Below are 21,421 nucleotides of genomic sequence, written 5' to 3' on the forward strand. Positions count from 1 at the left end.
CTCCTTGGCATTGCGCTACACCGACAACCGCCTGCCAGGGCACAGTTGAAGATGTAGCTAAAATGAAAGACGCCGCTCCCAATAGAGTTGAGAGCGGCGTCTTCTCATCTATCGCAAAGGTCGGTCCGAACCGTTTTATTTATTGAACCCATCCGGCGCGAAACTCGGCTGGAAAGGCGACCTTGCCGAGCTGTGCCCAGATCGCTGTCACCGCATCCTCGCCAATCGCAATTCTCTCGTCGGCTAGGGCCTTCGTCACAATCGAGCATCCGCTCGGCTTCCTGCGTGACGACCGTGTCGGTTTCATTTTGAAGCGTTCGCAAACCGAACCGACGATGAAGTTGATTGCGATCTTCCGCAGGAAGTTATCTTCCCGCTTCTTCGAAGGGATATGCAGATAGGTCCGGCCTGAGGCGAGTTCCTGAATGTAGGCCGCTAACGCAGGGGGACGCGGCTTACCCTGGTGTTCGTACTGGACGTGCAGGTTCAGCAAAGCCTCATGGGCGAGGCCCCAACCGGCGTGCGCTAGATGCGGTAGGTCCAGCATCAAATCCGGGGACAGCACCGCCAATCTCTCGATGAGCTTGCGGGCGGCAAGGTGGTTGTCACCTTTGTCGAACCAGTTCAATGGGACGCCGCAAAATTCCAACTTCTCGTCGCGCACCATGCACACTAGCTGGCGCGCATAGGCGACTGCGTCTGCCTCGGCGATCTCGGCAAGGCCCTGATCGTATGTTCGAGCCAGCGGAACCATGCAGGGTATTCTCGTCCGAAACGGGGGCGGGCGAAAGCCGCCGGATCAATAAATAAAACGGTACTGGGGGCTCGCTGGCGTAGCGTTCGCGACATCACCAAGGCCACGACCATGGATAAAATGCCTGAAGCGGAGGGCGTAGCGCCAAACGGAACCCTTCTCCGCCGCATGCTCGATGAACAGGCGGTACTCGCTGTCGTCCCATTCTCCCGAGCCACCATGTATCGGATGATCAAGGCCAAGAAATTTCCCAGCGGCACCTTCATGAGCCCGCATCGGCGGTTCTGGTACGAGTGCGAGATCATCGCGTGGCAGGAGGTGGTCGATCAATTCAACCTGAACAGGAACCGTCACAGACGGCGCAAGCGGGGCTAGAGCCCCGTGAGACTAGGGCCTAATGGGTCCCAGCGCTTCCATCTGTCCGCATTCTTCTCCGAGCTAAATCGAGAAAACCCAGCAATAACAGGGGTTTTATTTGTTTTCGAGCCACAAAAATAGTGCTGGACGTCAGGACCACACGACTTCTCCGTCCGCGGACGGTTTTGCCTGATCATCAGGGGCTAGCGCGTGCTCACCCAAGACATCCGACAAGCCCGCTGTGACTGCGCCGTGTCGTATCGCGTCGCGTGAGGACTCACGGGTTGCCCGCCCTGTCATCACGCCAATCGCACCGGCGCTGCCGCGTCCACCGCAACCCGGCCCGCATCTCGTGACGGTCGCGAACGCCCCTTTGGTTGGGCCGGGATGAATGGTGTATGCCATAAATCCGAAATTCTGGAAAGTAGAATATTTTCGTGAAGAGGGGTTGACGGGGTGTTTCGATGGCGACGGTCTTGCGCGGTAAGAAGCACAAGAGCGGCAAATCGACCCCGGCATCTGCGCGCTGCTCAGGCTGAAGCTAGCCTTCGCCGAGGGATGCCCGATGCGCGCGGGACATTCTTGTTGCAAGATCGACCATCTTCACGTCCCTAAATAGTACCAGTTCGCATAAAACTAAACGCGAATTGCGCGGTCGCAAAGATCCTCAAGGGTCGCGGTCGCGCGGTCCCCCCGGAAAGTCGCGCCCTCCACAGGACCCAGACGACGACCAGTCCGCTGTCGACCCTTAGCGGATGGCGCGGCGCGCTTCGACGAAAAATGCGGCGATGCTCGCTGCCCAGATGAGCGCAAATCCGAGCAGCACCCATTTGAAGTCTGAATTGATCATCAAGTTGACGGCAGCCATCCAACCTATCGAGACCACACCTGCAACAGTGGCACCAGCGAGGGCCAAAGTATTTCGTTGGCGAAAAGCCGTCACGGCTAAAGTTAGCGTAAGCACACCTGTCGCCGTCACGTAGCCGCCCATTACGTTGAATACGTGAGCAAGCCACTTTGCCAATCTTGGACCAATCGACGCCAGCTCAGCAGGCGTAAGGCTCATGTAGCGGATGTCCTCCGGTAGAAGCGCAGGCCTGACGAAGAGAAAATAGCAGCCGACGCCGACTAGGATGGTTCCGGAAAGCGCCAGAAGGATTGACGAAGCAGGCCAGCCGAATTCTTTGCGCATGGGGCTCTCCACAGTCAACCGTGGTGATGGCCCCCACCTCGATGCCTGCCGTGCATGAAAAAATGCATGAGCGGACAAGCCAGGAGGGGCAGCCAAAGCAGAGCCCCGAGTACATGAGCCTGATGCTGGGTGAACAGCAGCGCCCCAGCGATCGCCGCGATCACGGCGAGCACCAGAATGATAAGGAAGTTGCGCGACAAGGTCATCGGAGCAACTCGAGACCGGGCCAGTCCCGGTGTTGTGCCTGATCGCACCAGCGCGATCAGGACAAGAACCAAGTTCTCCGATTTCGCCCGAAATCATGTTGACACAAATCAAATCCGTTCCGGCAACTATGAGCAACCAGAGTTGATATGCGTCAAATTTGGATTTTAAGACTGTAGTTTAATGGAGTTGTCCTTAACCGAACTCTCTCGACCGGAGGAATGCGTATGATCGTCAAGAATTTCCTCGCTGCGCTTGCTGTCGCTTCTCTCATAGCCACTCCTTCGATGGCTCAGACCGCAACGAAAGACACTGAACGGAACGGCCATCACTATTCCGGAGGGCCGAAGACCGAAGTGCCTCACCACATGGGCAAGAAGAAATCGACCGACAAGGAGACCACCACCGGTCAGTCGGGTGGTCACCACTACAGCGGGGGGCCGGGGACATCGACGCCGCATCACATGGGAGACAAACAGTAGAAGAGCCCGAAAGTGTGAGGCGCGCCGAAGTAATCGGCGCGTCCGCCTGACATGGATGCTTATAGGAGTGACTGGCATGACCAAGCTTCCCTATCTTCGAACCATGTTCGCAACTTGCATGCTGTTCCAGGTAACCTACGTGCTATGCGTAATTCTCTGGCTAGCCTTCCCCGATCTGAAAGGCCATGAAATCCTGCCGACCGTTTTTCCCGGTTTCAAAATGATTACCGTCGGCAACTTCATCTACGGGTTTGTTGCGAGCATGATCTACGGGTGGGCCGTTGCGATCATCTACGTCTTCTTCTTTAATCTGTGGCCGCAACTCGTGGCTGCCGTTCTGGGACCGCGCGTGGTGCAACACACTTAAGCCTTTCACAGCGGCATCACTGGCCGAGAAATCGCGGTGGCCTCCACGAGCCTCGCAGAGCGGCAGATGAGATCTCCGGAACGAAATCCGTGGGATAGTGACTACGGAGAACGGGATTAGCTGGGTGATGGGATTCGCGAGGCTCTACCCATCCTACGGACTGATCGTCTACTTCCACACCCGCGCCAGCATCAGCGCCAGGCATCCCAGCGCGCCACTGATGAGGAACACCATCGCATACGACTGCGCGAGCATGCCGGTCTGGATGAAGACCTGGCAAGCGATCGCGAAGCAGATGGCGGCGAGCAGCAGACAGGCGCAGCCGACGGCGATCGAGAGGTAGCGGATCGCGGTTGCGATTGGCTTTGTGGGTGATGCGGGATCGGTCATGCAGGGTTACAACGGCGCCGCCGTCGAGGCGTTCCTGCGCCGCGCGAATGCATCAGTCGCGCGCGCAGCAATCGACCAGAGCGCGCCAGATACGCTGGACTTCGATTGTCCTCTCGAGGACGTGGTTCTCAATCACACGGGACGGTGTTGCAAGCCGGGGTTCGCGCGGCGCTATCCAGCGCTCTGAGATCGGATCGTACCACTTGCCGGGGTGGACCACGCTTGTATCTCCTCGTTCGATCCCCCTTTGCCATGACACCGGACAAACGTGCATGACGCGTGCGACGTTCCAACGTCTGGCCGAAGCGATCGGGCGAATTCGAATGCCTCTCCGGATTTTCAGTGATCTATGTTTTTCAGTGACCTATGTCACGTCGCTTCACGAATCCTGTCGCTAGATGTTGTGGGGCGGCGGGATAGCGGCTTGTTCGTGCCGTCGGCTCTTGCAAGGATGGCCGCGCCCTAGCGGCCAACAATTTTGGGGGGATATGACATGAGAATTCCAGTTGTCGCAGCAGGACTCGTTTGCCTCGCAGTCTCGTCGGCGCAGGCCGCCGGCAAGGAGAGCTATGCCAGCGCGCGGGCGACCTGTCTTGCACAGGCGGGCACGACGGAGGTGATCTTCTCGGCCCGCAAGGCGACTTATGCGCAAGGGTATGCGTACAAGCAGTGCATGACGGCCAAGGGCCATAACGTGGTCGTTCGCAAGGGCGACGCCTCGCGGCTCTATTGATCGAGCGCAGGGCCGCGAAGGGCCCTCAGCGAAATCGCCGCGTCACCATCGCCAGCACGAACACCGGCTCGTTGCCGTCGTAGACGCTGAGCGTCCAGCTGTCGCCGGGGCGCAGCGCATGCTCGACATCGCGGGAGAGGCGGACGGCTACGCGCCAGGCGGCCTCGTCGTCGAGGAGCGCTTCACCGGTCGTGTCGGTGTGAGGTTGCTGGCCCTCGAAATGAAAGAAGTACCGCGCCATGTCGGGCAATGCGGGCCGCGCGAATATGTTCCGGTTGCGCGGATCGTTCTAGCCCGCCGCGCGTCCCAGCACTTCGCGAAAGTGCTTCTTCACCGCGCCGTTGCAGGTGCAGGCGCTTGTCTCGAGTGCCGGCGCATCGAGAATCAGGATGGCACCGCGGCGGGTCGCGAGGATGCGCCTGGCCTTGAACGTCTGGATGACGCGGCTGGCATAGCTGCGGGAGACGCCGAGCATGCCGGCGAGCTGCTCATGGGTGAGGCGGATTTCGTCGCTGCCGATATGCTCTCGGGCCGCGATGATCCATTTCGCGGCGCGTTGCTCGATCGAATGCGCCGCGTTGCAGGCCGCTGTCTGGAGCAGCTGTGCGAACTGGCAGGCTGCGTAGCGCGAAAACATCTCATGCATGCTGGGCGATCGCTGCTGCGCCTGCTCGAGCGCGCGCAGCGGCAGGCGGACCAGCGTGCCGCCGACCTTCACGACGACGCGGGAAAAGGCCGGCGACGGGCTGCGGCCTGCGGAAAGACCGACCCCGCCCTCGCGGCCCACCAGGAGACTTTCGACCTCGCGGTCATCCTCAACCGGCACCGCGAACGACACAAACGCAGGGCCGCAGGGGAAGTGGACGACGGAGATGCCGTCGCCGGCGTAATGCAGAACGTGGTTGGCGGCGACCTCGACCGATTGCAGGTGCGGCGCGAGCAGCTCGAAATCCTCGGCGCTGAGCCTTCGCAGCAGATCGTTCCTGGGCCGGCCGGTCACGCTTCTTGTCTCTGGGCTCTTCGTTGGCCGGGAATCGGCGTCTCTGGGAAAAACCCTACGTTTCCGCGCAGGAACCGACAGTTCCAAAGTGAACACAAGTGTTTGCGGGAAACCGAAAAGTTCTCGGCAGCGAGGCGTCACGCCGTCCGGCGTTGCCCGCAGGACACGCTGCGAACTTTGTTCTCATCCGGAGAACTACGGAATTTCCAAATGAGCCAGCGCTTGTGGGGCGCCGCGGGCTCTTATCCGAGACGGATCTGGCGTTCGGCCAGGAGACGGCTTTGGGCCACCTGCTTGCGGTAGGCACCGATCGCCTTGTTGGCGAGCATCAACTGCCGCCGCTCACCGGTCCTGAGCTGCGCTTCGATGGCATCCAGAATGGTGTTCGCGGTCTCGTCCGGAGGTCCGAGCTCGCCGCTCTGCTCCAGGAAGCTCCAGGCCATGAAGAATGCGCTTTCGACGGTGCAACGAATGGACATGCGCTGCCAACGCGGTGTGGCCGCAGCCGTTCCGCGCGGCGACGTGCCTTCAGCGCGCGCAGGTTTGGCGCTACTTCAGCGAGGTGCTGATCGAGCCGAACCTCAACTTCAACGTCGAGCCGAGATTGTTGACCACGGCGATGATCGCGAGCGCGATGCCGGCTGCGATCAGGCCGTACTCGATCGCAGTGGCGCCGGTTTCATCGGCCGGGAAGCGGCGGATGGTCTGCATGGCCTCACCAGAATTCCGAAGAGAAAGCTGGCGAGGACTTTAGTTCGCGACGTGCCGGTTCCCCTATTTGGAACCGGGCCTTGCATCAATTCCGGGTTAATTCGGCGGAGGAATACGCGGCGGCGAGACCTCATCCCGCCGCCAAGCCTGTCCCGATTTTCCTGCGCGTCAGTTCTTCAGCACGATGCGGCCGACGACCTTGCCGGCGCGCAACTCGTCGATCCATTTCTGGACGTCGCCCATCGGCTCCTCGCGCATCGGCGTCGGCTTGATCTTGCCGGCGCGGGCGAGCGCCATCAGCTCCTGGGCTTCGGTGAGCGTGCCGACCATGAAGCCTTCGACGGTCAGGCGCTTGTAGACCCATTGCACCATCGGCAGGGTGAACTGGCCGCCCATCAGGCCGGACACCACGACCTTGCCGCCGCGCGCGGCGACCGCCACGGCAAAGGCCATAGACTTCTCATTGCCGGCGAAATCGACGACCTCGTCGAAGCCGCCCTCGGTTTCCTTCAGGATGCGCTTGATCACGTCGGGCTCGGACGGATCGTAGGCGACGGCTGCGCCGTTCTTCAGCGCGGTCTCGCGCGCGGCCGGCGAGAGATCGGCCACCGTGATCGGCTGCTTGAACATCGCCTGCGCAAACGACAGGCCCATCATGCCGACGCCGCCCAGCCCGATCAGCAGCAGATTGCGCTGGCGCGGGCGGTCGACCAGGCGCTTGAGCGCGCCATAGGCCGTGACGCCGGAGCACATCAGGGTCGCGGCTTGGTTGACGGGCAGGGGATCGTAGTCGAGCAGGTACTTCGCGTCGGGCACCAGCACGTGGGTGGCAAAGCCGCCGTCGATGGAGACGCCGAGGAAGCGCTGCTTCGCGCAAAGGTTCTCGTCACCATTGGCGCAGTCGCGGCACTGGCCGCAGCCGATCCACGGAAACACCGCCTTCTTGGCTCCGACAAGGTTCGCGGGCACGTCAGGGCCGACTTCGTCGACCACGCCCGCGATCTCGTGGCCGAGCGTGAACGGCAGCGTCATGCCGCGCGTGGTGTCGAGCTTCTTGCCGCCGCCGAGATCGGCATAGCCGTCCTGGATGTGCAGGTCGGAATGGCAGAGGCCGCAGCGCTCGATCCGTACCAGCACCTCGGCGCCATTCGGCTTCGGCGTGTCGACGATGGTCTCGCACAAGGGCGCATCGAACTTGACCAGGGACTGCCGACGCATCAACGCCATATTCCTTCCTCCGAAATTCCTGTTATCCAGCTTGCTTTCGTATATCCGCCAATTCACGTGCCATGGCAACAAAGCCTGATATCGGAATGGTCTCGGCACGGCGCGTCGCATCGACACCTGCGGCCGCGGCAAGGCGAGCGGGATCCGCTTGAAGTGATTTCAGGCTTTGCCGCAGCATTTTTCGGCGCTGCCCGAAAGCGGCGGCTGCGACCTGTTCGAGCAGCTTGCGATCGCAGGGCAGAGGCTCTGCGCGCGGCACCAGCCGCACGACGGAGGAGGTGACCTTCGGCGGCGGCACGAAGGCGGAGGGCGAAATGTCGAACAGGATCTTCGTCTCGCAGCGCCAGTTGGCGAGCACGCCGAGGCGGCCATAGGCCTCCTCGTCCTCGCGCGCGACGATGCGCTCGCCGACCTCGCGCTGGAACATCAGGACCATCATGTCGTACCAGGGCGGCCAGGGGTCGGTCGTGAGCCAGCCGATCAGGAGCTGGGTCGCGATGTTGTAAGGCAGGTTCGCGACGATCTTTGCTCTTTCGCCATTGAGCAGCGGACGCGGATCGAAGGTCATGGCATCGCCATGCACGATCTCGAGCCGATCAGGGTAGCGCGCGGAGATATCCTGCAAGGCAGGGATCGCGCGCTCGTCATGCTCGATCGCGATGACGCGTTTGGCGCCGAGCGCGAGCAACGCGCGGGTCAACCCGCCCGGGCCGGGACCGATCTCGACGATGGTGGCGTCCTCGAGCGGCGCAGCCGCACGCGCGATGCGCGCGGTGAGATTGAGGTCGAGCAGGAAGTTCTGCCCCAGCGATTTGCGTGCCGACAGCGCGTGCTGGCGAATGACCTCGCGAAGCGGCGGGAGGTCGTCGATCGCGCTCATCAGCTTTGCGCAGCCGCCATACGGCTTGCGAGCTTGAGCGCAGCGATCAGGCTTGCCGGATTGGCCTTGGCCGTGCCGGCGATGTCGAAGGCGGTGCCGTGATCGGGCGAGGTGCGGATGAAGGGCAGGCCGAGCGTGACATTGACCGCGTCGTCGAAGGCGACCGTCTTGATCGGGATCAGCGCCTGGTCGTGGTACATGCAGACGGCGCAGTCATAGGTCGCGCGCGCCGCCTCGTGGAACATGGTGTCGGCGGGCAGCGGTCCCCTGGCCTCGATGCCGTCCTTGCGCAGAACTTTGAGCGCTGGCGCAATCACGGTCTGCTCCTCGTGGCCGAGCGAGCCGTCCTCTCCGGCATGCGGATTGAGGCCGGAGATCGCGATGCGCGGCTTTTCGACGCCGAAGCGGGATTTCAGCTCGGTCGCGACGATGCGCACGGTCGAGACAATCAGCTCGCTGGTGAGCTGGGCCAGCGCATCACGCAGGGAGACGTGGATGGTCACGGGCACCACGGCGAGCCGCGGCGACCACAGCATCATCACCGGCTGCGGCACGCGGCCGTTCTCCGCGGCAAGCTCGGCGAGGTATTCGGTGTGGCCGGGATGGCGGAAGCCTGAGCGGTAGAGCACGCTCTTGGCAATCGGGTTGGTGACGACGGCGCCGGCGCGGCCTTCACGGACGTCGGTGACCGCCTGCCGGATCGAAGCGAGCGCGGCCGGCGCACTCGCGTCATCGGGCTTGCCGGGCTCGGCTGTCGCACTCTCGCCCGTTGCGACGACGGGCAGGGCCTCGGAGAACGCGGCTGCGGCCTCGCCGGCGCTTACCAGGGCAATCCGGATGTCGGCGCCGAGGGCCTTGGCGCGGCGGGCGACGAAGGCCTCGTCGCCGAGCAGATAGAAGGCGGGTAGGTTCAGTTCGCGGCGTCTGAGCCAGGCTGCGATCGTGATGTCGGGGCCGATGCCGGCGGGCTCTCCCAGGGTCAGGGCGAGGGGCTTCGAAGGTTTGATGGAAGGTTCTACGGCGAAGTTGGCCATCAGCGGTTGCGATATTCGATCATCGCCGCTTTCCGGAGATCATCGAGATAGGCCTTCTGGGTCTTCTCGTATTTCTCCGAATACATCTTCTCGCGGACCTCGCGCTTTTTCGGCGTGTCGATCGTGGTCGGCTTGCGCGAGCACAGCACGACCATCTCGATGCCCGCCTTGGTGACCTCCGGCGCCGTCATGTGGCCGATCTGGGTGTCGTCGAGCACCTTGCGAAGCGCCTCGGGCAGGTCCGCGGTGGTCTTGGTGACGGTGTCGCGGATGGTGGCGTTCGGCGTCGAGCGGAACAGCGAATTGGCTTCCTCGCAGCTTCCGACGCGCGAGCGATAGCCCTCGGCTTCCTTCTGCCGCGTCTCCAGGAACGCCTGGGACGAGCCGCGCGGCACGATCAGCACGATCGGCTGCATCTTGTATTCGGTGCCCTCGATCTGGAGCTTGTCGCCGGTCTGGGCCTGCACGGCCTGCGCGACGTCGCGCTCGCCGACCATCAGCTTCTCCTTGAAGCGGCCGCGCACGAGGCTGGTCCAGACCATCTCGGACTTCATGCGGCCCTTCAACGTCTCGGGACGGACGCCCTTGATCTCGAGCGACTTGGTGAGCTGCTCCGGCGAGATGCGCATGCGCTGCGCCATGGCCTCGTAGGACTGGTTGATGTCGGAGATGCCGGGGTCGACGCCGTACTTCTTGCCTTCCTTGAGCTTCACCTTGTCGTCGATCAGCGCGTTGATGACATCCTGCCGGCTCGGGGTCTTCTGCGTCGTCAGCTGGTCGAGCTTGGAGCGCTGCTCGATGTCGAAATCGGTGATCGGATCGCCGTTGACCATCACGACGATGTTCTGCGCGCGCGACGGTGCGGGCAGGCCGGTCAGGACGAGCCCGGCACCGATGGCGAGGAGGAGGCGAAAAACAGGCAGTTGGGTCGTCATGATTATCGCTCGCATGTCAGCCGGGATGAGCTCGCGATCGGGAGAGCCCGGCCGTCATTTCAGACGGTTCATTGGTAGCCGGCGGACGAGCTGGACCCAGTCGAGGTCGCCAGCGTGCGCAGGCCGATCTGGAACATGAACGCGTGGTTCAGCACGGGCGGCGCCGTGCCCGCAGAGTAACTATACGAAGTTACATAGTTCACGCCGAGCACGAAGCAATCGTCGACATAGCCCGCTCCGAGCACATACTGGTTGAGCTTGTTGGCTTCGAGGTCCCAGCGCGCCGAGCCGGTCACCACCCAATTGGCCGCGACCTTGACCGAGCCCGAGGTCAGGATGCCCTCGCGCCGCGTCAGATAGCCGAGCTCCGGCTGCGCGGCGTAATTGCCGTACATCATGCTGACCGACCAGCGATTGAAGTTGGCGCGGCCTTCCGCCTCGAAGCGCTGCACGTTCCAGGTCTGCTCGTCCATGCGGGAGCGGACGCTGAACGTGTAGGTGCTGTTGGGCGAGTAGCTGGCGCTCGCCACGTAATCCGAGCGCGGCTTGTCGAGGCCGGAATCAAGGCCGGTATTGATGGTGTCCTGGACCGTGTAGGAGTTCAGGCCGAACAGCTGGTAGGACTGGCCGAACAGCACCTTGACGGCGCCGCCCTTGTCGAACTGGGTGGTGGACTGCACGCCGACATTGGCGCGGCCGCCGCCCTCGACGCGGTCGTAACCGGAGAATTTGTCGACGCTGAACAGGTTCGAGGTGTCGAACACCATGCTCTGGGCGTCCTCGTTCGGGAACCTGCCGGCGTAGGTCTCGTTCGGCCGGATGATGACCTGCGCGATCGGCTCGATGGTGGTCGAGCCCCAGGGCTGAACGTTGATGAAGGGATAGCGGTATTCGAGGCCGACCGTCGGCATCAGGCGGAACGCCTGGGTGTCGCCGACCGGCAGGTAGTTCGACACGCCCGGCTGGTTGGAGATCGAGGCGTTGACCGCGTCGGCGCGGAGGATGGCGAACGGCGTCCAGATCTCGCCGAACGGGTCGGTGTAGGACTTGCGCCACTGCGCTTCCGCCGTGAGGCGGGTGTAGGTGCCGGGGACGCCGCGCAGCAGGCACTGCGACGGCGTGCGCGCGAGCGGATCGGCCGACGTCGTCGTGCACAGGCTGTTGGTGTTGGCGAGCGTGGTGATCGGATCGAACACCGCGGTGTCACGCGACAGGTTCGTGAAGTTGGTCTTGTAGCTGAACTCGCCGCCGAACACCGGATAGTTGAGCACGTTCGAATAGTCGATCACGGGATAGACGATCGGCACCTGGCTCTGGTTGCCCGAGTAGCTCAGCCAGTACATCGTGCGCGCATCGAAGAAGCTGCGATTGCCGACGCCGGTCAGATAGAGCTGCGACAATGCGTCGGTCGGCAGATACAGGAACGAGCCCAGCGGATCGCGGTATTGCGACAAGCGGTAGTCCGAGAAGAAGTAGTAGTCGGACATGACGACGCCGTCCCAGCCCCAGACCCACTTGTCGTTCAGCGCGAACTGACCCTTGGTGTCGACGGCGCCGCGGAACTGGCGGTCGCCGGGCTGGCCGGCGAGTGCGCCGGGGTCGAGTTGGTCGATGCCGTAGACTCGGATCTGGTAGGCGCCGTCCATCAGGCGCTGGCGGTACTCGGCCTGGAACAGCACGCCCTGCTTGGAGGTGATGCGCGGGCTGAAGGTCATGTCCATATCGGGCGCGATCGCCCAGTAGAACGGAACTTCGACGCCGTAGCCGAACGGCGTGTTCGACGTGAAGCCCGGCATCAGGAAGCCGGTCTTGCGCTTCACGGTCGGGTCGGGCGTCGAGAAATAGGGCATGTAGGCGATCGGCACGCCGAAGAATTCGAGCTGTGCCGTCTCGAAATACAGCATCTTCTCCTGCTGGTCGTGGATGATGCGCGCACCCTTGACCTGCCACAGCGGCGGCTTCTTCGGATCGTCCTTACACGGCGCGCAGGCCGTGTAGACGCCGTTCTCGAACACCGTGTAGTTGCCGCTGGAGCGGTCGGCGCGGCTCGCGGCCATGCGGGTCTGGTCCGCGGTGTCCACGCGCAGCGAATCGACGAAACCGTCGCGGTAGTCGTCGGAGAGATCCAGGATCTCAGCATAGGTGATCTTGCCATCGGCATCCGTCATGCGGACGTTGCCTTCGGCATGCAGCCGCTTGGTCTTCTGGTCGTAGATGACCTTGTCGGCCTCGACGCTGGTGCCGTTGTAGAACAGCTGGACGTTACCGACCGCGGAGACGCGCGAATTGTTGTAGTCGTAGTCGACCTCGGTCGCCTGAACCAGCATCTGGTTGTCGTTGGCGACCCTCGGCGGCTTCGGACGCGGCGGCAGAGGATTGTAGGTGAAGCTCTGAGCGGAGGCCGGCGTCACGGCGGCAGTGTCGAGCAGCCCGCCGAGCGACGCCACGGCGGCGACAGCCAGCAGGAGCCTGCGAATGGACAAGCCACATCCGTTCGCGCGCACCACGGTACGCCGCGTCAAGCGAGACACGAGCCCTCGATGGACGGCAGTCACTAACCGTCCTCCTGATACAACAAGGCCAAAAAGCCGGTGAGGCCGCCCACCACCACGGGCAACCACGCCGCAGCGATCGGATGCATCAACTCAGCCTTGCTCAAGTCTTCAGTCACTTTCGACAGAACGTAGAGCAGAAAGCCTGCGCCCACGCCACTCAAAACCATCTTCTGCACGCCGCCCATCCGGAAGAAACGCAACGACACGGAAGCCGCCAGCATCACCATGGCGGCCAGCAAAAACGGCTGTGCCAGGAGCTTGTGATACTGGAGTCGATAGCCGGCTGTCGCGAAGCCCGAGCTCTCGGACGAGCGGATGTAGCTCGGTAGTTGCCAAAAGGACACAGTCTCGGGTGTGGAAAAGCTGTTGCGGATCTGGGCTTCGGTCAGCGTCGTCGGAATCTCCAACGTCGCCTGGTCGATCGGCGGCGAATCCAGCGAGAAGCGGCGCACCGATTTGAACAGCCAGTGACCGGACTCAAGCGCCGCCTCGCGCGCCTCGACCCGCTCCTTGAAATGCCAGTCCGTATCGAATCGGAACAGGGTCAGTCCGGTCAGCCGGACGCCCTGCTGCTCGCTGCGCGCCGCGTTGATGATGACCTGGCCGTCATTGGTGACCTGGTTGAGCCAGAAGCCGGAGGCGTCCTGGATGCCGCCGCCGGGGGCCGAACCGAATAGTTCGGCTTCCATGCGCTTGGACAGCTCGCGCAGGTTCGCCGACATCGGATTGTAGGCGACGGTGGCGATCACCCCGATCAGGAGCGCACTGCCGAGGGCCGGCGAGATGAATTGCCAAGCGGAGATGCCGGCGGCGCGCGCGACCACCAGCTCGAGCCGGCGGGAGAGGGCGAGATAGCAGGTCATGGCGCCGATCAGCATGCAGAACGGCGTCAGCTTCTCCAGCAATTGCGGGACCCGGAACAGCGAGGTCTCGGCCACCATGATCGCGGAGGCGGATGCGAGCCCTGAGGTCTTGCGCACCATCTCGATGTAGTCGACCAGCACCAGCAGCAGGAAGATGCTCGCGAACACGCCGAGCGCCGCGACAACGAAGCGTCCGGCGAAATAGCGCCCGAGTGTGTTGGTGAGCATGCTCATGCGGCGGCCGGCCGTCCGAACAGGCGCGCGATGCGCGCGTTCGACCTGTTGATGGCCTCCATGAGGCGGGGCGGCGGCTCGACCACGATACCGCCGATGATCATCCACAGCCCGACGCCGATGGCGCCCAGGACCATCGCGTATTGGAACAGCACCGGGCCAGGCGACTTCACCGCCATCACCGAGCAGGCGAATCCCGCCATGCGCAGGCCGAACACGGCAATCACCGAGCCGCCGATCGAGAAGTTGCGGCTCTGGCGCGTGGTGCGCGGCGCGCCGAGGAAGGCGAAGGTCAGCACGGCAAAGGCGAAGGGATAGATCGGCGCCAGCAGGCTGTCGTGCAGAGCCGAGCGGAACTGGCCGGGAATCTGCTTGTAGACCGGATCGTCCTCGGACGGGGAGAACAGCTCCCAGAGATAGCGCTCGCGGATGCCGAGGGTGACGTCGTGACCCTGGCCCGAGAATTTCGACATGTCGAAGCCGTAGCGGCCGAACGCCACAAGCGCGGGATCGCGCTTGCCGGCCTCGAAGCGCTGGAGATTGCCGTCCTTGAGCACCAGGAACGAGCCGTTGTCGTTCTTCACGACTTCGCCGTGCTCGGCGACGATCGAGACGCGCTCGTTGGGATCGCGGCGATCATCGATGAAGATCCCGGCGAGGATGCCGCCGGGCTGGCGTTCGCGGATCCGGATCGTCAGGTTCTTGTCGAGCTGGGCGAAGCGGCCGGGCTGGAGGATGTTGGTGAGCACGTCGGCGGTGATCTCGGCGTCCCACTGCTTGATCCGCCGCATGCCGTCGGGGGCGAGATAGGCCGCGATGAAGGCGACCAGCAGCGCCACGACACAGGTGGCGTAGAAGAACGGATAGAACAGCCGGAACGGCGAGAAGCCGGCGGCATTCATCACGATGATCTCGGAATCGGTCGCGAGCTTGTTCAGCGTGTGCGAGATCGCGATCATCAGCGCGATCGGCGAGATGATCAGGACCAGTGCCGGCACGACGAGGCTGGTGATTCCGAGGAAGGTCAGGATGGTCTGACCCTGGCTCGTCATCAGGTCGATGCCGCGCAACGCCTGCGTAATCCAGATCACGCCGGTGAGGCTGACCAGGACCAGCGCAAACGACGCCAGCGTCGTGCGGAAGATATACCTATCGATTGACCCCATGCGCTACCGCACGAATCCCCATCAGCGCCCCAATGCAGGCCGGAAGTCCGGCTGCCCAACCAATCCCCGATCAGGGGATCCCCAAGGTCGGCCAACCACCTCTTCCACCGGCTTACTCTCTCTCTACCATCCCTTTGATCCGTCAACAAAATGGCTGCCCCGTGGCGCCGTCAATATATGGTTAATATTTCCCTCGTTGTGGCCCGGCGGCCACGGGGGTGCTTGGCAGCTGCCGGGCCGGTGGCCCATAGTGGGGAAAGTCCAGTGAATCGTCGTTCAGCTCCGGCCCGTGGCCGGGTCCGCCCAGCGACGAAAAGCCCGATGTTTTGAAGGAGTTACCCATGTCCGATGCCATCAAGGTCGGCTTTGTCCCGTTGTCTGCTGCCGCCCGTGGCATCCTGGTCGTGTTCTGCGACGACACTTTGAAGCTCGGCCCGGCGACGGCCAAGGCGCTCGGCGGTGCCACTGAGCTGGTCAAGCGGGCGGCCTCTGCAGCCGGATTCAAGGGCAAAAGCGGCGCCGCGCTGGACATCCTGGCGCCGGAGGGGGTGAAGGCCACCCGCCTGGTCGTGATCGGCGCCGGCAAGGCGGCGAGCCTGAAGGCGAACGACTTCCTCAAATTCGGCGGTGTGGCGGCGAGCAAGCTCTCGGCCGCGGCCGCTGCCATGACCATCATCGCGGAACTGCCCAATGGCGCCATGACCAGCGAGCAGGCGGTTGCGATCGCCTCGGGCCTGCGGCTGCGCGCCTACAAGTTCGATCGCTACAAGACGAAAAAGAAAGACGGCGAGGAGGGCGGCTTGCGCGCCGACGTCTCGCTTGCGGTCGGCGATGCGACCGCGGCGAAGAAGGCGTTTGCCTCGGCCGGCCATGTCGTCGACGGCGTGATCATCGCGCGCGACCTCGTCAACGAGCCGCCGAACGTGCTTTTCCCCGAGGAGTTCGCGCGCCGCGCGGGCCTGCTCCGCAAGCTCGGCGTCAAGGTGGAGGTGCTCGACGTCAAGGCGATGGACAAGCTCGGCATGGGCGCGCTGCTCGGTGTCGGCCAGGGCTCGACGCGGCCGAGCCGCACCGTGATCATGCGCTGGGACGGCGGCAAGAAGGGCGAGGCACCGGTCGCCTTCGTCGGCAAGGGCGTCTGCTTCGACACCGGCGGCATTTCGATCAAGCCGGCCGGCAGCATGGAGGACATGAAGGGCGACATGGGCGGTGCCGCCTGCGTCGTCGGCCTGATGCACGCGCTCGCCGCGCGCAAGGCCAAGGCCAACGTGGTCGGCGCCATCGGCCTCGTCGAGAACATGCCCGACGGCAATGCGCAGCGGCCGGGCGACATCGTCACCTCGATGTCGGGCCAGACCATCGAGATCATCAACACCGACGCCGAAGGCCGCCTCGTGCTGGCCGACGTGCTCTGGTACGTCGCGAAAAAGACCAAGCCGAAATTCATGGTGGATCTGGCGACGCTGACCGGCGCGATCATGGTCGCGCTCGGCACCGAGCATGCCGGCATGTTCTCCAACAATGACGAACTCGCCGACCGTCTGCTCGCGGCCGGCATCGAGAGCGGGGAGAAGGTCTGGCGCATGCCGCTCGGCCCCGAATACGACAAGCTGATCGATTCCCAGTTCGCCGACATGAAGAACACCGGCGGCCGCCATGGCGGCTCGATCACCGCGGCGCAGTTCCTGCAGCGCTTCGTCGACGGCACGCCGTGGGCGCATCTCGACATCGCCGGCACCGCGATGGGGGCGCCGAAGACCGACATCAACCAGAGCTGGGGAAGCGGCTATGGTGTCCGTTTGCTCGACCGTCTGGTCGCCGACCATTACGAGCGCAAATGATCTGAGATGACTGAAGTCCTTTTCTACCATCTGCAAAACATGACGGTGGAGAACGTGTTGCCGCCGCTTCTCGAGAAATCGCTCGAGCGCGGCTGGCGCGTCGTGGTGCAGTCGACCTCGCCGGAGCGCGCCGATGCGCTCGACGCGCACCTATGGACCTATCGCGACGATTCCTTCCTGCCGCACGCGACATGGCGCGTGAACGATGCCGCCGATCAGCCGATCGTGCTGGCGATCGAAGAGGACAATCCCAACGGCGCCAATGTCCGCTTCCTGGTCGACAACGCCGCGCTGCCGCAGGACGCGCAGGGCTATGAGCGCATGGTGCTGCTGTTCAACGGTGACGATCCGGACGCGCTGGCGTTTGCCCGGAGCGCCTGGACGGATTGCAAGGCGCGGGGATTTGATGTCACCTATTGGCAGGCCGACGAACGGGGCCGTTGGCAGCGCCGGAATTAGCGGTCGTTTGCAATTAATGATAATTTGCACTTTTCGGGCGATGCTGGCTTTTGTCACCTTCGTGCCGCAAAGTGATGTTGGGACAATCGCTTAGGGCCGGTCCTTCATGCGGGGAATTTAGTTTATCGTGCGACATCAAAAGCTTCCCAGCTCGCTCATAGTTGCGTTGGCTGCCGTAGCACCGCTGCTCGCGGGCTGCTCGGGGACCGATCTGTTGTCCAAGGATGCCCAGTGGTTCAACACGCCGAGCCGCCTGTTCATCAAGAGCATCTCAATCGAATCGCCGCCGTTGACCCCCGACAAGCCCGTGACGGCCGAGGATCTGGTCAGCGCCGACGGCGCCTGTCCCGGCATGACGCCGCCCGCCGGGCCGGCTGACGCCAATGCTTCGACGACGGCGCCGGCGCCCATGGGCGGCACGGTCGCGCTCGGTCACACCGAATGCGACGTGGTGCGCGGCATCGGCGCGCCCTCGACCGTCAATCTCTCCAGTGATGCCGTCGGCCGACGCGTTGCCGTGGTGACCTGGAGCTCCGGTCCGCGTGCGGGCATCTACACCTTCACGTCCGGCCGCCTATCCTCCATCGAGGGCACGCCGGAAGCGCCTGTCATGCCGAAGGCGACCAAGCCGAAGCCGAAGAAGAAGTCGGCATAAGGCGAACTCTCGCGTCGCGGACGCGCTGCAGCGCCATCAGCGCGTTTACGCGCGTCTTCGACGCGCCATCAGCGCGTTTACGCGCGTCTTCGACGCGCTATGCGCTACTGCGCAGAGCCGGGACCCAATCTCTCTCGATCCAGTCTCTCTCGATCATGAGCCCCGGCTCAGCGGCGCACCACTATCGTGCTGCGCTGTGTCCGGGCACGAGAGCAACGATCGAATTCGCCATCTCATCAAACGAATGCGTCGTCGCTTCGAGCTGTGGCTTCCGCGCGCGCATCAATGCGTTGGCGGGACTCGCTCGCGCCTTCGAAAGTCACGCTGCCGTTACACGTGATCGGCAATTCGTGATGTGAGAGCTTTTGCATCCGCTGTCGAAATCACCCCGGAGGAAAACTGGAGGAAATCTCCAGAATAATCACGCGCGTCTAAAGCAGTGCTTCAAGTCAGACATCCGCACCACTGCTACGCATCGAGGGAAGGGGCTAGATCGATCGAAGGAATATTTGGATGTCTACTACCTCTGTTTTCTCCCCGGTTACGGGCCAGCTCACCATTTTCGGCGACAGCGCCAATAACGGCGTCGTGGTCAGCCGCGACAAGTCGGGTCGCATTCTCATCAATAACGGGCAGGTGAAGACGATCGGTGGCGATCCCACTGTGGCCAACACCAACGAGATCGACATCTTCGGTCAGGGCGGCGACGACACGATCACCGTCAACGAATCCAACGGCCCGATGCCCGCGGTGCACATTTTCGGCGGCGACGGCAATGATAGGATCACGGGCGGCTCGGGTGCCGATTTGCTGTTTGGGCAGGCCGGCGACGATACGATCAAGGGCGGCGGCGGCAACGATCTGCTGTTCGGCGGCGCGGGGAACGACACGCTGGACGGCGGCAGCGGCGACAACCAGTTGTTCGGCGAAGCCGGCGACGACCTCATGATCTGGAATCCGGGGGGCGGCACCAACCTGTTCGAGGGCGGTGACGGCAACGACACCGCGCAGGTCAACGGAAGCAATGACCCGGAGACGTTCACGATCACGGCGAACGGCACGCGCGTGCGATTCGACGGGACGGGCGCCGCGCCATTCTCGCTCGACATCGGCACGACGGAGAATCTCGTGCTGCACGCCGGCGGCGGCGACGACGTCATCACCGCAAGCAATGGACTTGCCAGCCTGATCTCGCTGACGCTCGACGGCGGCGCCGGCAACGACAGGATCACCGGCGGCGACGGCAACGATCTCCTGATCGGCGGCAGCGGCGACGACATCGTCAATGGCGGACGCGGCAACGACGTTGCACAACTAGGAACGGGCGACGACACCTTCATCTGGAATCCCGGCGACGGCAGCGACACGGTCGAAGGTGGATCGGGCAACGACAAGCTGCTGTTCAACGGAGCCAACATCAACGAGACCATCAACATCTCGGCCAATGGCGGCCGGGTGCGCTTCACCCGCGACGTCGCCAACATCACGATGGACCTCAACAGCATCGAGCAGATCGAATTCGATGCACGCGGCGGCGCCGACAACATCACCGTCGGCGATCTCACCGGCACCGGCGTCAAGCAGGTTCTGGTCGATCTCGGAGCCGTTCCCGGCGGCACGCAAGGCGACGGTGCGGCCGACACGGTGACGGTCAGCGGTACCAACGCTGGCCAGCACATCGAGGTCACGTCCGACGGGACGACCGTGACGGTGACGGGCCTGCCTGAAGTCGTGACGATCGCCAATGCAGAAGCTGCCAACGACCGGCTGGTGATCCAGGCGCTCGGCGGCAACGACGTCATCGATGCATCGCTACTTGCTGCGGCGATTGGGCTGACCATCGACGGCGGCGCGGGCAACGATACCATCACCGGCAGCCAGGGCGCCGACAGCCTGATCGGCGGCGACGGAAACGACAAGGTCACCGGCGGCCGCGGCAACGACGTCGCTCTTCTCGGCGCAGGCGACGACATCTTCACGTGGAATCCCGGTGACGGCAGCGACACCGTCGAAGGTGACGCGGGAACGGATACGCTGGTGTTCAACGGCTCCAACGTCGCCGAGAACATGTCGATCTCGGCGAATGGCGGCCGTGCGCTTCTCACCCGCGACGTCGGCGTCATCACGATGGATCTCAACGGCATCGAGCGCGTGCAGATCGCCGCCGCCGGCGGCGCCGACAACATCACCGTCAACGATCTTTCCGGCACCGGCGTCACGCAGGTGGCGATCGACCTCAGTGCCGGCCCCGGCAGCCAGAGTCGTGACGGTGCGGCAGATCGTGTGACCGTGAACGGCACCGCAGGCGATGACAACATCTCGGTCACGACCTCGGGCGGATCGATCGTTGTCAACGGCCTTGCGGCGCAGGTGACCATCGCTCACGCCGACGCAGGTGACCTCCTGACCGTCAACGGCGGAGGCGGTAACGACGTCATCAATGCCTCGTCCATCAAGGCGGGGCAGCCGTTCAGCCTCAACATCAACGGCGGTGACGGCAACGACACCATCACCGGCAGTGCCGGCAATGACATTGTGAACGGCGGCCGTGGCAACGACGTTGCCAATCTCGGCGCCGGCGACGACACCTTCATCTGGAATCCCGGCGACGGCAGCGATGTCGTCGAAGGCGGAAAGGGCACCGATACGCTGCTGTTCAATGGCGCCAACATCAACGAGAACATCAACATCTCGGCCAATGGCGGCCGGGTGCTGTTCACCCGCGATGTCGCCGCCATCGCGATGGACCTGAACGGCGTCGAGCACATCAACTTCAACGCCCTCGGTGGTGCCGACAACATCACGGTCGGCGACCTCACCGGGACCGGCGTGAATCAGGTCAACCTCGACCTCGGCGCCAATGACGGCGCCGCGGATACGGTGACGATCAACGGAACCAGCGGCAGCGACGTCATCACGGTGACCGAGCACGACGGCATCATCACGGTGTCGGGGCTTGGCCAGGACATCAACATCACCGATGCCGGCGTGGGCGACAGGATCGTGATCAACGGCCTCGATGGCGACGACGTCATCACGGCCTCCGGTCTGCACGGCGGCATCCAGCTCGTCGCCAATGGCGGCAATGGTGATGACGTCCTGATCGGCAGCCCCGGCAAAGACACGCTCGCGGGGGGCGCCGGTGACGACGTGCTGATCGGTGGCGGCGGACAGGACGTTCTCGACGGTGGCCCCGGCAATAACGTCGTCATCAACGGGGGTGGAGCGATGGCGGCCGCGATGCTGCTCAACCAGGCCATGGCGGCAAACCTCGTTCCGGCAGGTGACGGTCACGGCGAGATGCCATTGCCCGATCCGCACGCGGCACAGAGCCAGACCCTCGCACCGCCGCAGCACGCCTGACGCTTGGCTCCGGCCCGGA

The 21,421-nt window shown here is 63.5% G+C and carries 24 protein-coding genes; 9 read left to right on the forward strand and 15 right to left on the reverse strand.

Annotated features, from left to right (window positions below):
- Nucleotides 1-139: 139 nt before the first annotated feature.
- On the reverse strand, nucleotides 140-754 hold the full coding sequence (locus AB7008_RS23700) for a hypothetical protein (RefSeq protein WP_441259624.1): 615 nt from the start codon (nucleotides 752-754) through the stop codon (nucleotides 140-142).
- A gap of 111 nt (nucleotides 755-865) precedes the next feature.
- Between AB7008_RS23700 and AB7008_RS23705 the strand changes: the two genes are divergently transcribed.
- Nucleotides 866-1,129, forward strand: coding sequence for a helix-turn-helix transcriptional regulator (locus tag AB7008_RS23705; RefSeq protein ID WP_441259625.1), 264 nt, complete (start codon nucleotides 866-868; stop codon nucleotides 1,127-1,129).
- Between the two features lie 730 nt (nucleotides 1,130-1,859).
- Here the strand turns inward: AB7008_RS23705 and AB7008_RS23710 are convergent.
- Nucleotides 1,860-2,303, reverse strand: coding sequence for a hypothetical protein (locus AB7008_RS23710; RefSeq protein ID WP_441259626.1), 444 nt, complete (start codon nucleotides 2,301-2,303; stop codon nucleotides 1,860-1,862).
- Between the two features lie 14 nt (nucleotides 2,304-2,317).
- On the reverse strand, nucleotides 2,318-2,509 hold the full coding sequence (locus AB7008_RS23715; protein WP_441259627.1) for a DUF2933 domain-containing protein: 192 nt from the start codon (nucleotides 2,507-2,509) through the stop codon (nucleotides 2,318-2,320).
- A gap of 225 nt (nucleotides 2,510-2,734) precedes the next feature.
- Here AB7008_RS23715 and AB7008_RS23720 point away from each other — a divergent pair, with 225 nt between their 5' ends.
- Together AB7008_RS23720 and AB7008_RS23725 are read left to right on the forward strand one after the other, a co-directional pair.
- Nucleotides 2,735-2,989, forward strand: a complete 255-nt coding sequence (locus AB7008_RS23720; RefSeq protein ID WP_441259628.1) for a hypothetical protein — start codon at nucleotides 2,735-2,737, stop codon at nucleotides 2,987-2,989.
- Nucleotides 2,990-3,065: 76 nt separating this feature from the next.
- Nucleotides 3,066-3,356, forward strand: a complete 291-nt coding sequence (locus tag AB7008_RS23725; RefSeq protein WP_441259629.1) for a hypothetical protein — start codon at nucleotides 3,066-3,068, stop codon at nucleotides 3,354-3,356.
- Nucleotides 3,357-3,524: 168 nt separating this feature from the next.
- Here AB7008_RS23725 and AB7008_RS23730 read toward each other — a convergent pair whose 3' ends face one another.
- Nucleotides 3,525-3,746, reverse strand: coding sequence for a hypothetical protein (locus AB7008_RS23730; protein WP_441259630.1), 222 nt, complete (start codon nucleotides 3,744-3,746; stop codon nucleotides 3,525-3,527).
- On the opposite strand from AB7008_RS23730, the gene AB7008_RS23735 reads away from it, so the two are divergent.
- Both AB7008_RS23735 and AB7008_RS23740 read left to right on the forward strand, forming a co-directional pair.
- On the forward strand, nucleotides 3,745-3,933 hold the full coding sequence (locus AB7008_RS23735) for a hypothetical protein (RefSeq protein WP_441259631.1): 189 nt from the start codon (nucleotides 3,745-3,747) through the stop codon (nucleotides 3,931-3,933). The two genes, AB7008_RS23730 and AB7008_RS23735, sit on opposite strands and share 2 nt — an antisense overlap.
- Nucleotides 3,934-4,239: 306 nt before the next feature.
- The gene (locus AB7008_RS23740) at nucleotides 4,240-4,479 is read left to right on the forward strand and encodes a hypothetical protein (RefSeq protein WP_441259632.1); all 240 of its coding nucleotides are present in this window, start codon (nucleotides 4,240-4,242) and stop codon (nucleotides 4,477-4,479) included.
- Nucleotides 4,480-4,504: 25 nt separating this feature from the next.
- On the opposite strand, the gene AB7008_RS23745 is transcribed toward AB7008_RS23740, so the two are convergent.
- The 11 genes from AB7008_RS23745 to lptF form a co-directional block, all read right to left on the reverse strand.
- A complete protein-coding gene (locus AB7008_RS23745; RefSeq protein WP_441259633.1) occupies nucleotides 4,505-4,720 on the reverse strand; it encodes a DUF6894 family protein in 216 nt (71 codons plus the stop codon).
- 48 nt (nucleotides 4,721-4,768) lie between these two features.
- The gene (locus AB7008_RS23750; protein WP_304494019.1) at nucleotides 4,769-5,479 is read right to left on the reverse strand and encodes a Crp/Fnr family transcriptional regulator; all 711 of its coding nucleotides are present in this window, start codon (nucleotides 5,477-5,479) and stop codon (nucleotides 4,769-4,771) included.
- 242 nt (nucleotides 5,480-5,721) lie between these two features.
- The gene (locus AB7008_RS23755) at nucleotides 5,722-5,958 is read right to left on the reverse strand and encodes a hypothetical protein (protein WP_304494020.1); all 237 of its coding nucleotides are present in this window, start codon (nucleotides 5,956-5,958) and stop codon (nucleotides 5,722-5,724) included.
- A gap of 70 nt (nucleotides 5,959-6,028) precedes the next feature.
- Entirely contained in the window at nucleotides 6,029-6,190 is a 162-nt protein-coding gene (locus tag AB7008_RS23760) for a Flp family type IVb pilin (RefSeq protein WP_304494021.1), read from the reverse strand.
- Between the two features lie 168 nt (nucleotides 6,191-6,358).
- The gene (locus AB7008_RS23765; protein WP_441259634.1) at nucleotides 6,359-7,417 is read right to left on the reverse strand and encodes an alcohol dehydrogenase; all 1,059 of its coding nucleotides are present in this window, start codon (nucleotides 7,415-7,417) and stop codon (nucleotides 6,359-6,361) included.
- 22 nt (nucleotides 7,418-7,439) lie between these two features.
- On the reverse strand, nucleotides 7,440-8,297 hold the full coding sequence (gene rsmA, locus AB7008_RS23770; RefSeq protein WP_028157547.1) for a 16S rRNA (adenine(1518)-N(6)/adenine(1519)-N(6))-dimethyltransferase RsmA: 858 nt from the start codon (nucleotides 8,295-8,297) through the stop codon (nucleotides 7,440-7,442).
- A complete protein-coding gene (gene pdxA / locus AB7008_RS23775; RefSeq protein WP_441259635.1) occupies nucleotides 8,297-9,331 on the reverse strand; it encodes a 4-hydroxythreonine-4-phosphate dehydrogenase PdxA in 1,035 nt (344 codons plus the stop codon). The genes rsmA and pdxA overlap by 1 nt, the downstream gene beginning before the upstream one ends.
- Entirely contained in the window at nucleotides 9,331-10,266 is a 936-nt protein-coding gene (locus AB7008_RS23780) for a SurA N-terminal domain-containing protein (protein WP_028157545.1), read from the reverse strand. The genes pdxA and AB7008_RS23780 overlap by 1 nt, the downstream gene beginning before the upstream one ends.
- Nucleotides 10,267-10,334: 68 nt before the next feature.
- Nucleotides 10,335-12,821 (reverse strand): LPS-assembly protein LptD, encoded by a 2,487-nt coding sequence (locus AB7008_RS23785; RefSeq protein ID WP_248883048.1) that lies wholly within the window; start codon nucleotides 12,819-12,821, stop codon nucleotides 10,335-10,337.
- Entirely contained in the window at nucleotides 12,821-13,918 is a 1,098-nt protein-coding gene (lptG, locus tag AB7008_RS23790) for an LPS export ABC transporter permease LptG (protein ID WP_014495782.1), read from the reverse strand. Before lptG ends, AB7008_RS23785 begins: the two co-directional genes overlap by 1 nt.
- Nucleotides 13,915-15,084: an LPS export ABC transporter permease LptF gene (gene lptF, locus AB7008_RS23795; protein WP_028147750.1), complete on the reverse strand. Its 1,170-nt coding sequence runs from the start codon at nucleotides 15,082-15,084 to the stop codon at nucleotides 13,915-13,917. The genes lptG and lptF overlap by 4 nt, the downstream gene beginning before the upstream one ends.
- A gap of 341 nt (nucleotides 15,085-15,425) precedes the next feature.
- Here lptF and AB7008_RS23800 point away from each other — a divergent pair, with 341 nt between their 5' ends.
- From AB7008_RS23800 to AB7008_RS23815, 4 genes are all read left to right on the forward strand, one after another.
- A complete protein-coding gene (locus tag AB7008_RS23800) occupies nucleotides 15,426-16,925 on the forward strand; it encodes a leucyl aminopeptidase (protein WP_248883050.1) in 1,500 nt (499 codons plus the stop codon).
- 6 nt (nucleotides 16,926-16,931) lie between these two features.
- The gene (locus AB7008_RS23805) at nucleotides 16,932-17,384 is read left to right on the forward strand and encodes a DNA polymerase III subunit chi (RefSeq protein ID WP_014495779.1); all 453 of its coding nucleotides are present in this window, start codon (nucleotides 16,932-16,934) and stop codon (nucleotides 17,382-17,384) included.
- Between the two features lie 166 nt (nucleotides 17,385-17,550).
- Nucleotides 17,551-18,039, forward strand: a complete 489-nt coding sequence (locus tag AB7008_RS23810) for a hypothetical protein (RefSeq protein WP_028157542.1) — start codon at nucleotides 17,551-17,553, stop codon at nucleotides 18,037-18,039.
- Nucleotides 18,040-18,552: 513 nt separating this feature from the next.
- A complete protein-coding gene (locus AB7008_RS23815) occupies nucleotides 18,553-21,402 on the forward strand; it encodes a beta strand repeat-containing protein (RefSeq protein ID WP_441259636.1) in 2,850 nt (949 codons plus the stop codon).
- Nucleotides 21,403-21,421 lie beyond the last annotated feature (19 nt).

Source organism: Bradyrhizobium sp. 521_C7_N1_3 (assembly GCF_052075975.1).
In the GTDB taxonomy this organism is placed as follows: Bacteria; Pseudomonadota; Alphaproteobacteria; order Rhizobiales; family Xanthobacteraceae; genus Bradyrhizobium; species Bradyrhizobium japonicum.

Coding starts and splice junctions, on each gene's coding strand:
- AB7008_RS23765 (WP_441259634.1), bottom strand. CDS start 7,417: ATGGCGTTGATGCGTCGGCAGTCCCTGGTCAAGTTCGATGCGCCCTTG.
- lptF (WP_028147750.1), bottom strand. CDS start 15,084: ATGGGGTCAATCGATAGGTATATCTTCCGCACGACGCTGGCGTCGTTT.
- AB7008_RS23715 (WP_441259627.1), bottom strand. CDS start 2,509: ATGACCTTGTCGCGCAACTTCCTTATCATTCTGGTGCTCGCCGTGATC.
- AB7008_RS23755 (WP_304494020.1), bottom strand. CDS start 5,958: ATGTCCATTCGTTGCACCGTCGAAAGCGCATTCTTCATGGCCTGGAGC.
- pdxA (WP_441259635.1), bottom strand. CDS start 9,331: ATGGCCAACTTCGCCGTAGAACCTTCCATCAAACCTTCGAAGCCCCTC.
- AB7008_RS23805 (WP_014495779.1), top strand. CDS start 16,932: ATGACTGAAGTCCTTTTCTACCATCTGCAAAACATGACGGTGGAGAAC.
- lptG (WP_014495782.1), bottom strand. CDS start 13,918: ATGAGCATGCTCACCAACACACTCGGGCGCTATTTCGCCGGACGCTTC.
- AB7008_RS23815 (WP_441259636.1), top strand. CDS start 18,553: ATGTCTACTACCTCTGTTTTCTCCCCGGTTACGGGCCAGCTCACCATT.
- AB7008_RS23740 (WP_441259632.1), top strand. CDS start 4,240: ATGAGAATTCCAGTTGTCGCAGCAGGACTCGTTTGCCTCGCAGTCTCG.
- AB7008_RS23760 (WP_304494021.1), bottom strand. CDS start 6,190: ATGCAGACCATCCGCCGCTTCCCGGCCGATGAAACCGGCGCCACTGCG.
- AB7008_RS23780 (WP_028157545.1), bottom strand. CDS start 10,266: ATGACGACCCAACTGCCTGTTTTTCGCCTCCTCCTCGCCATCGGTGCC.
- AB7008_RS23800 (WP_248883050.1), top strand. CDS start 15,426: ATGTCCGATGCCATCAAGGTCGGCTTTGTCCCGTTGTCTGCTGCCGCC.
- rsmA (WP_028157547.1), bottom strand. CDS start 8,297: ATGAGCGCGATCGACGACCTCCCGCCGCTTCGCGAGGTCATTCGCCAG.
- AB7008_RS23745 (WP_441259633.1), bottom strand. CDS start 4,720: ATGGCGCGGTACTTCTTTCATTTCGAGGGCCAGCAACCTCACACCGAC.
- AB7008_RS23730 (WP_441259630.1), bottom strand. CDS start 3,746: ATGACCGATCCCGCATCACCCACAAAGCCAATCGCAACCGCGATCCGC.
- AB7008_RS23700 (WP_441259624.1), bottom strand. CDS start 754: ATGGTTCCGCTGGCTCGAACATACGATCAGGGCCTTGCCGAGATCGCC.
- AB7008_RS23710 (WP_441259626.1), bottom strand. CDS start 2,303: ATGCGCAAAGAATTCGGCTGGCCTGCTTCGTCAATCCTTCTGGCGCTT.
- AB7008_RS23705 (WP_441259625.1), top strand. CDS start 866: ATGGATAAAATGCCTGAAGCGGAGGGCGTAGCGCCAAACGGAACCCTT.
- AB7008_RS23735 (WP_441259631.1), top strand. CDS start 3,745: ATGCAGGGTTACAACGGCGCCGCCGTCGAGGCGTTCCTGCGCCGCGCG.
- AB7008_RS23725 (WP_441259629.1), top strand. CDS start 3,066: ATGACCAAGCTTCCCTATCTTCGAACCATGTTCGCAACTTGCATGCTG.
- AB7008_RS23720 (WP_441259628.1), top strand. CDS start 2,735: ATGATCGTCAAGAATTTCCTCGCTGCGCTTGCTGTCGCTTCTCTCATA.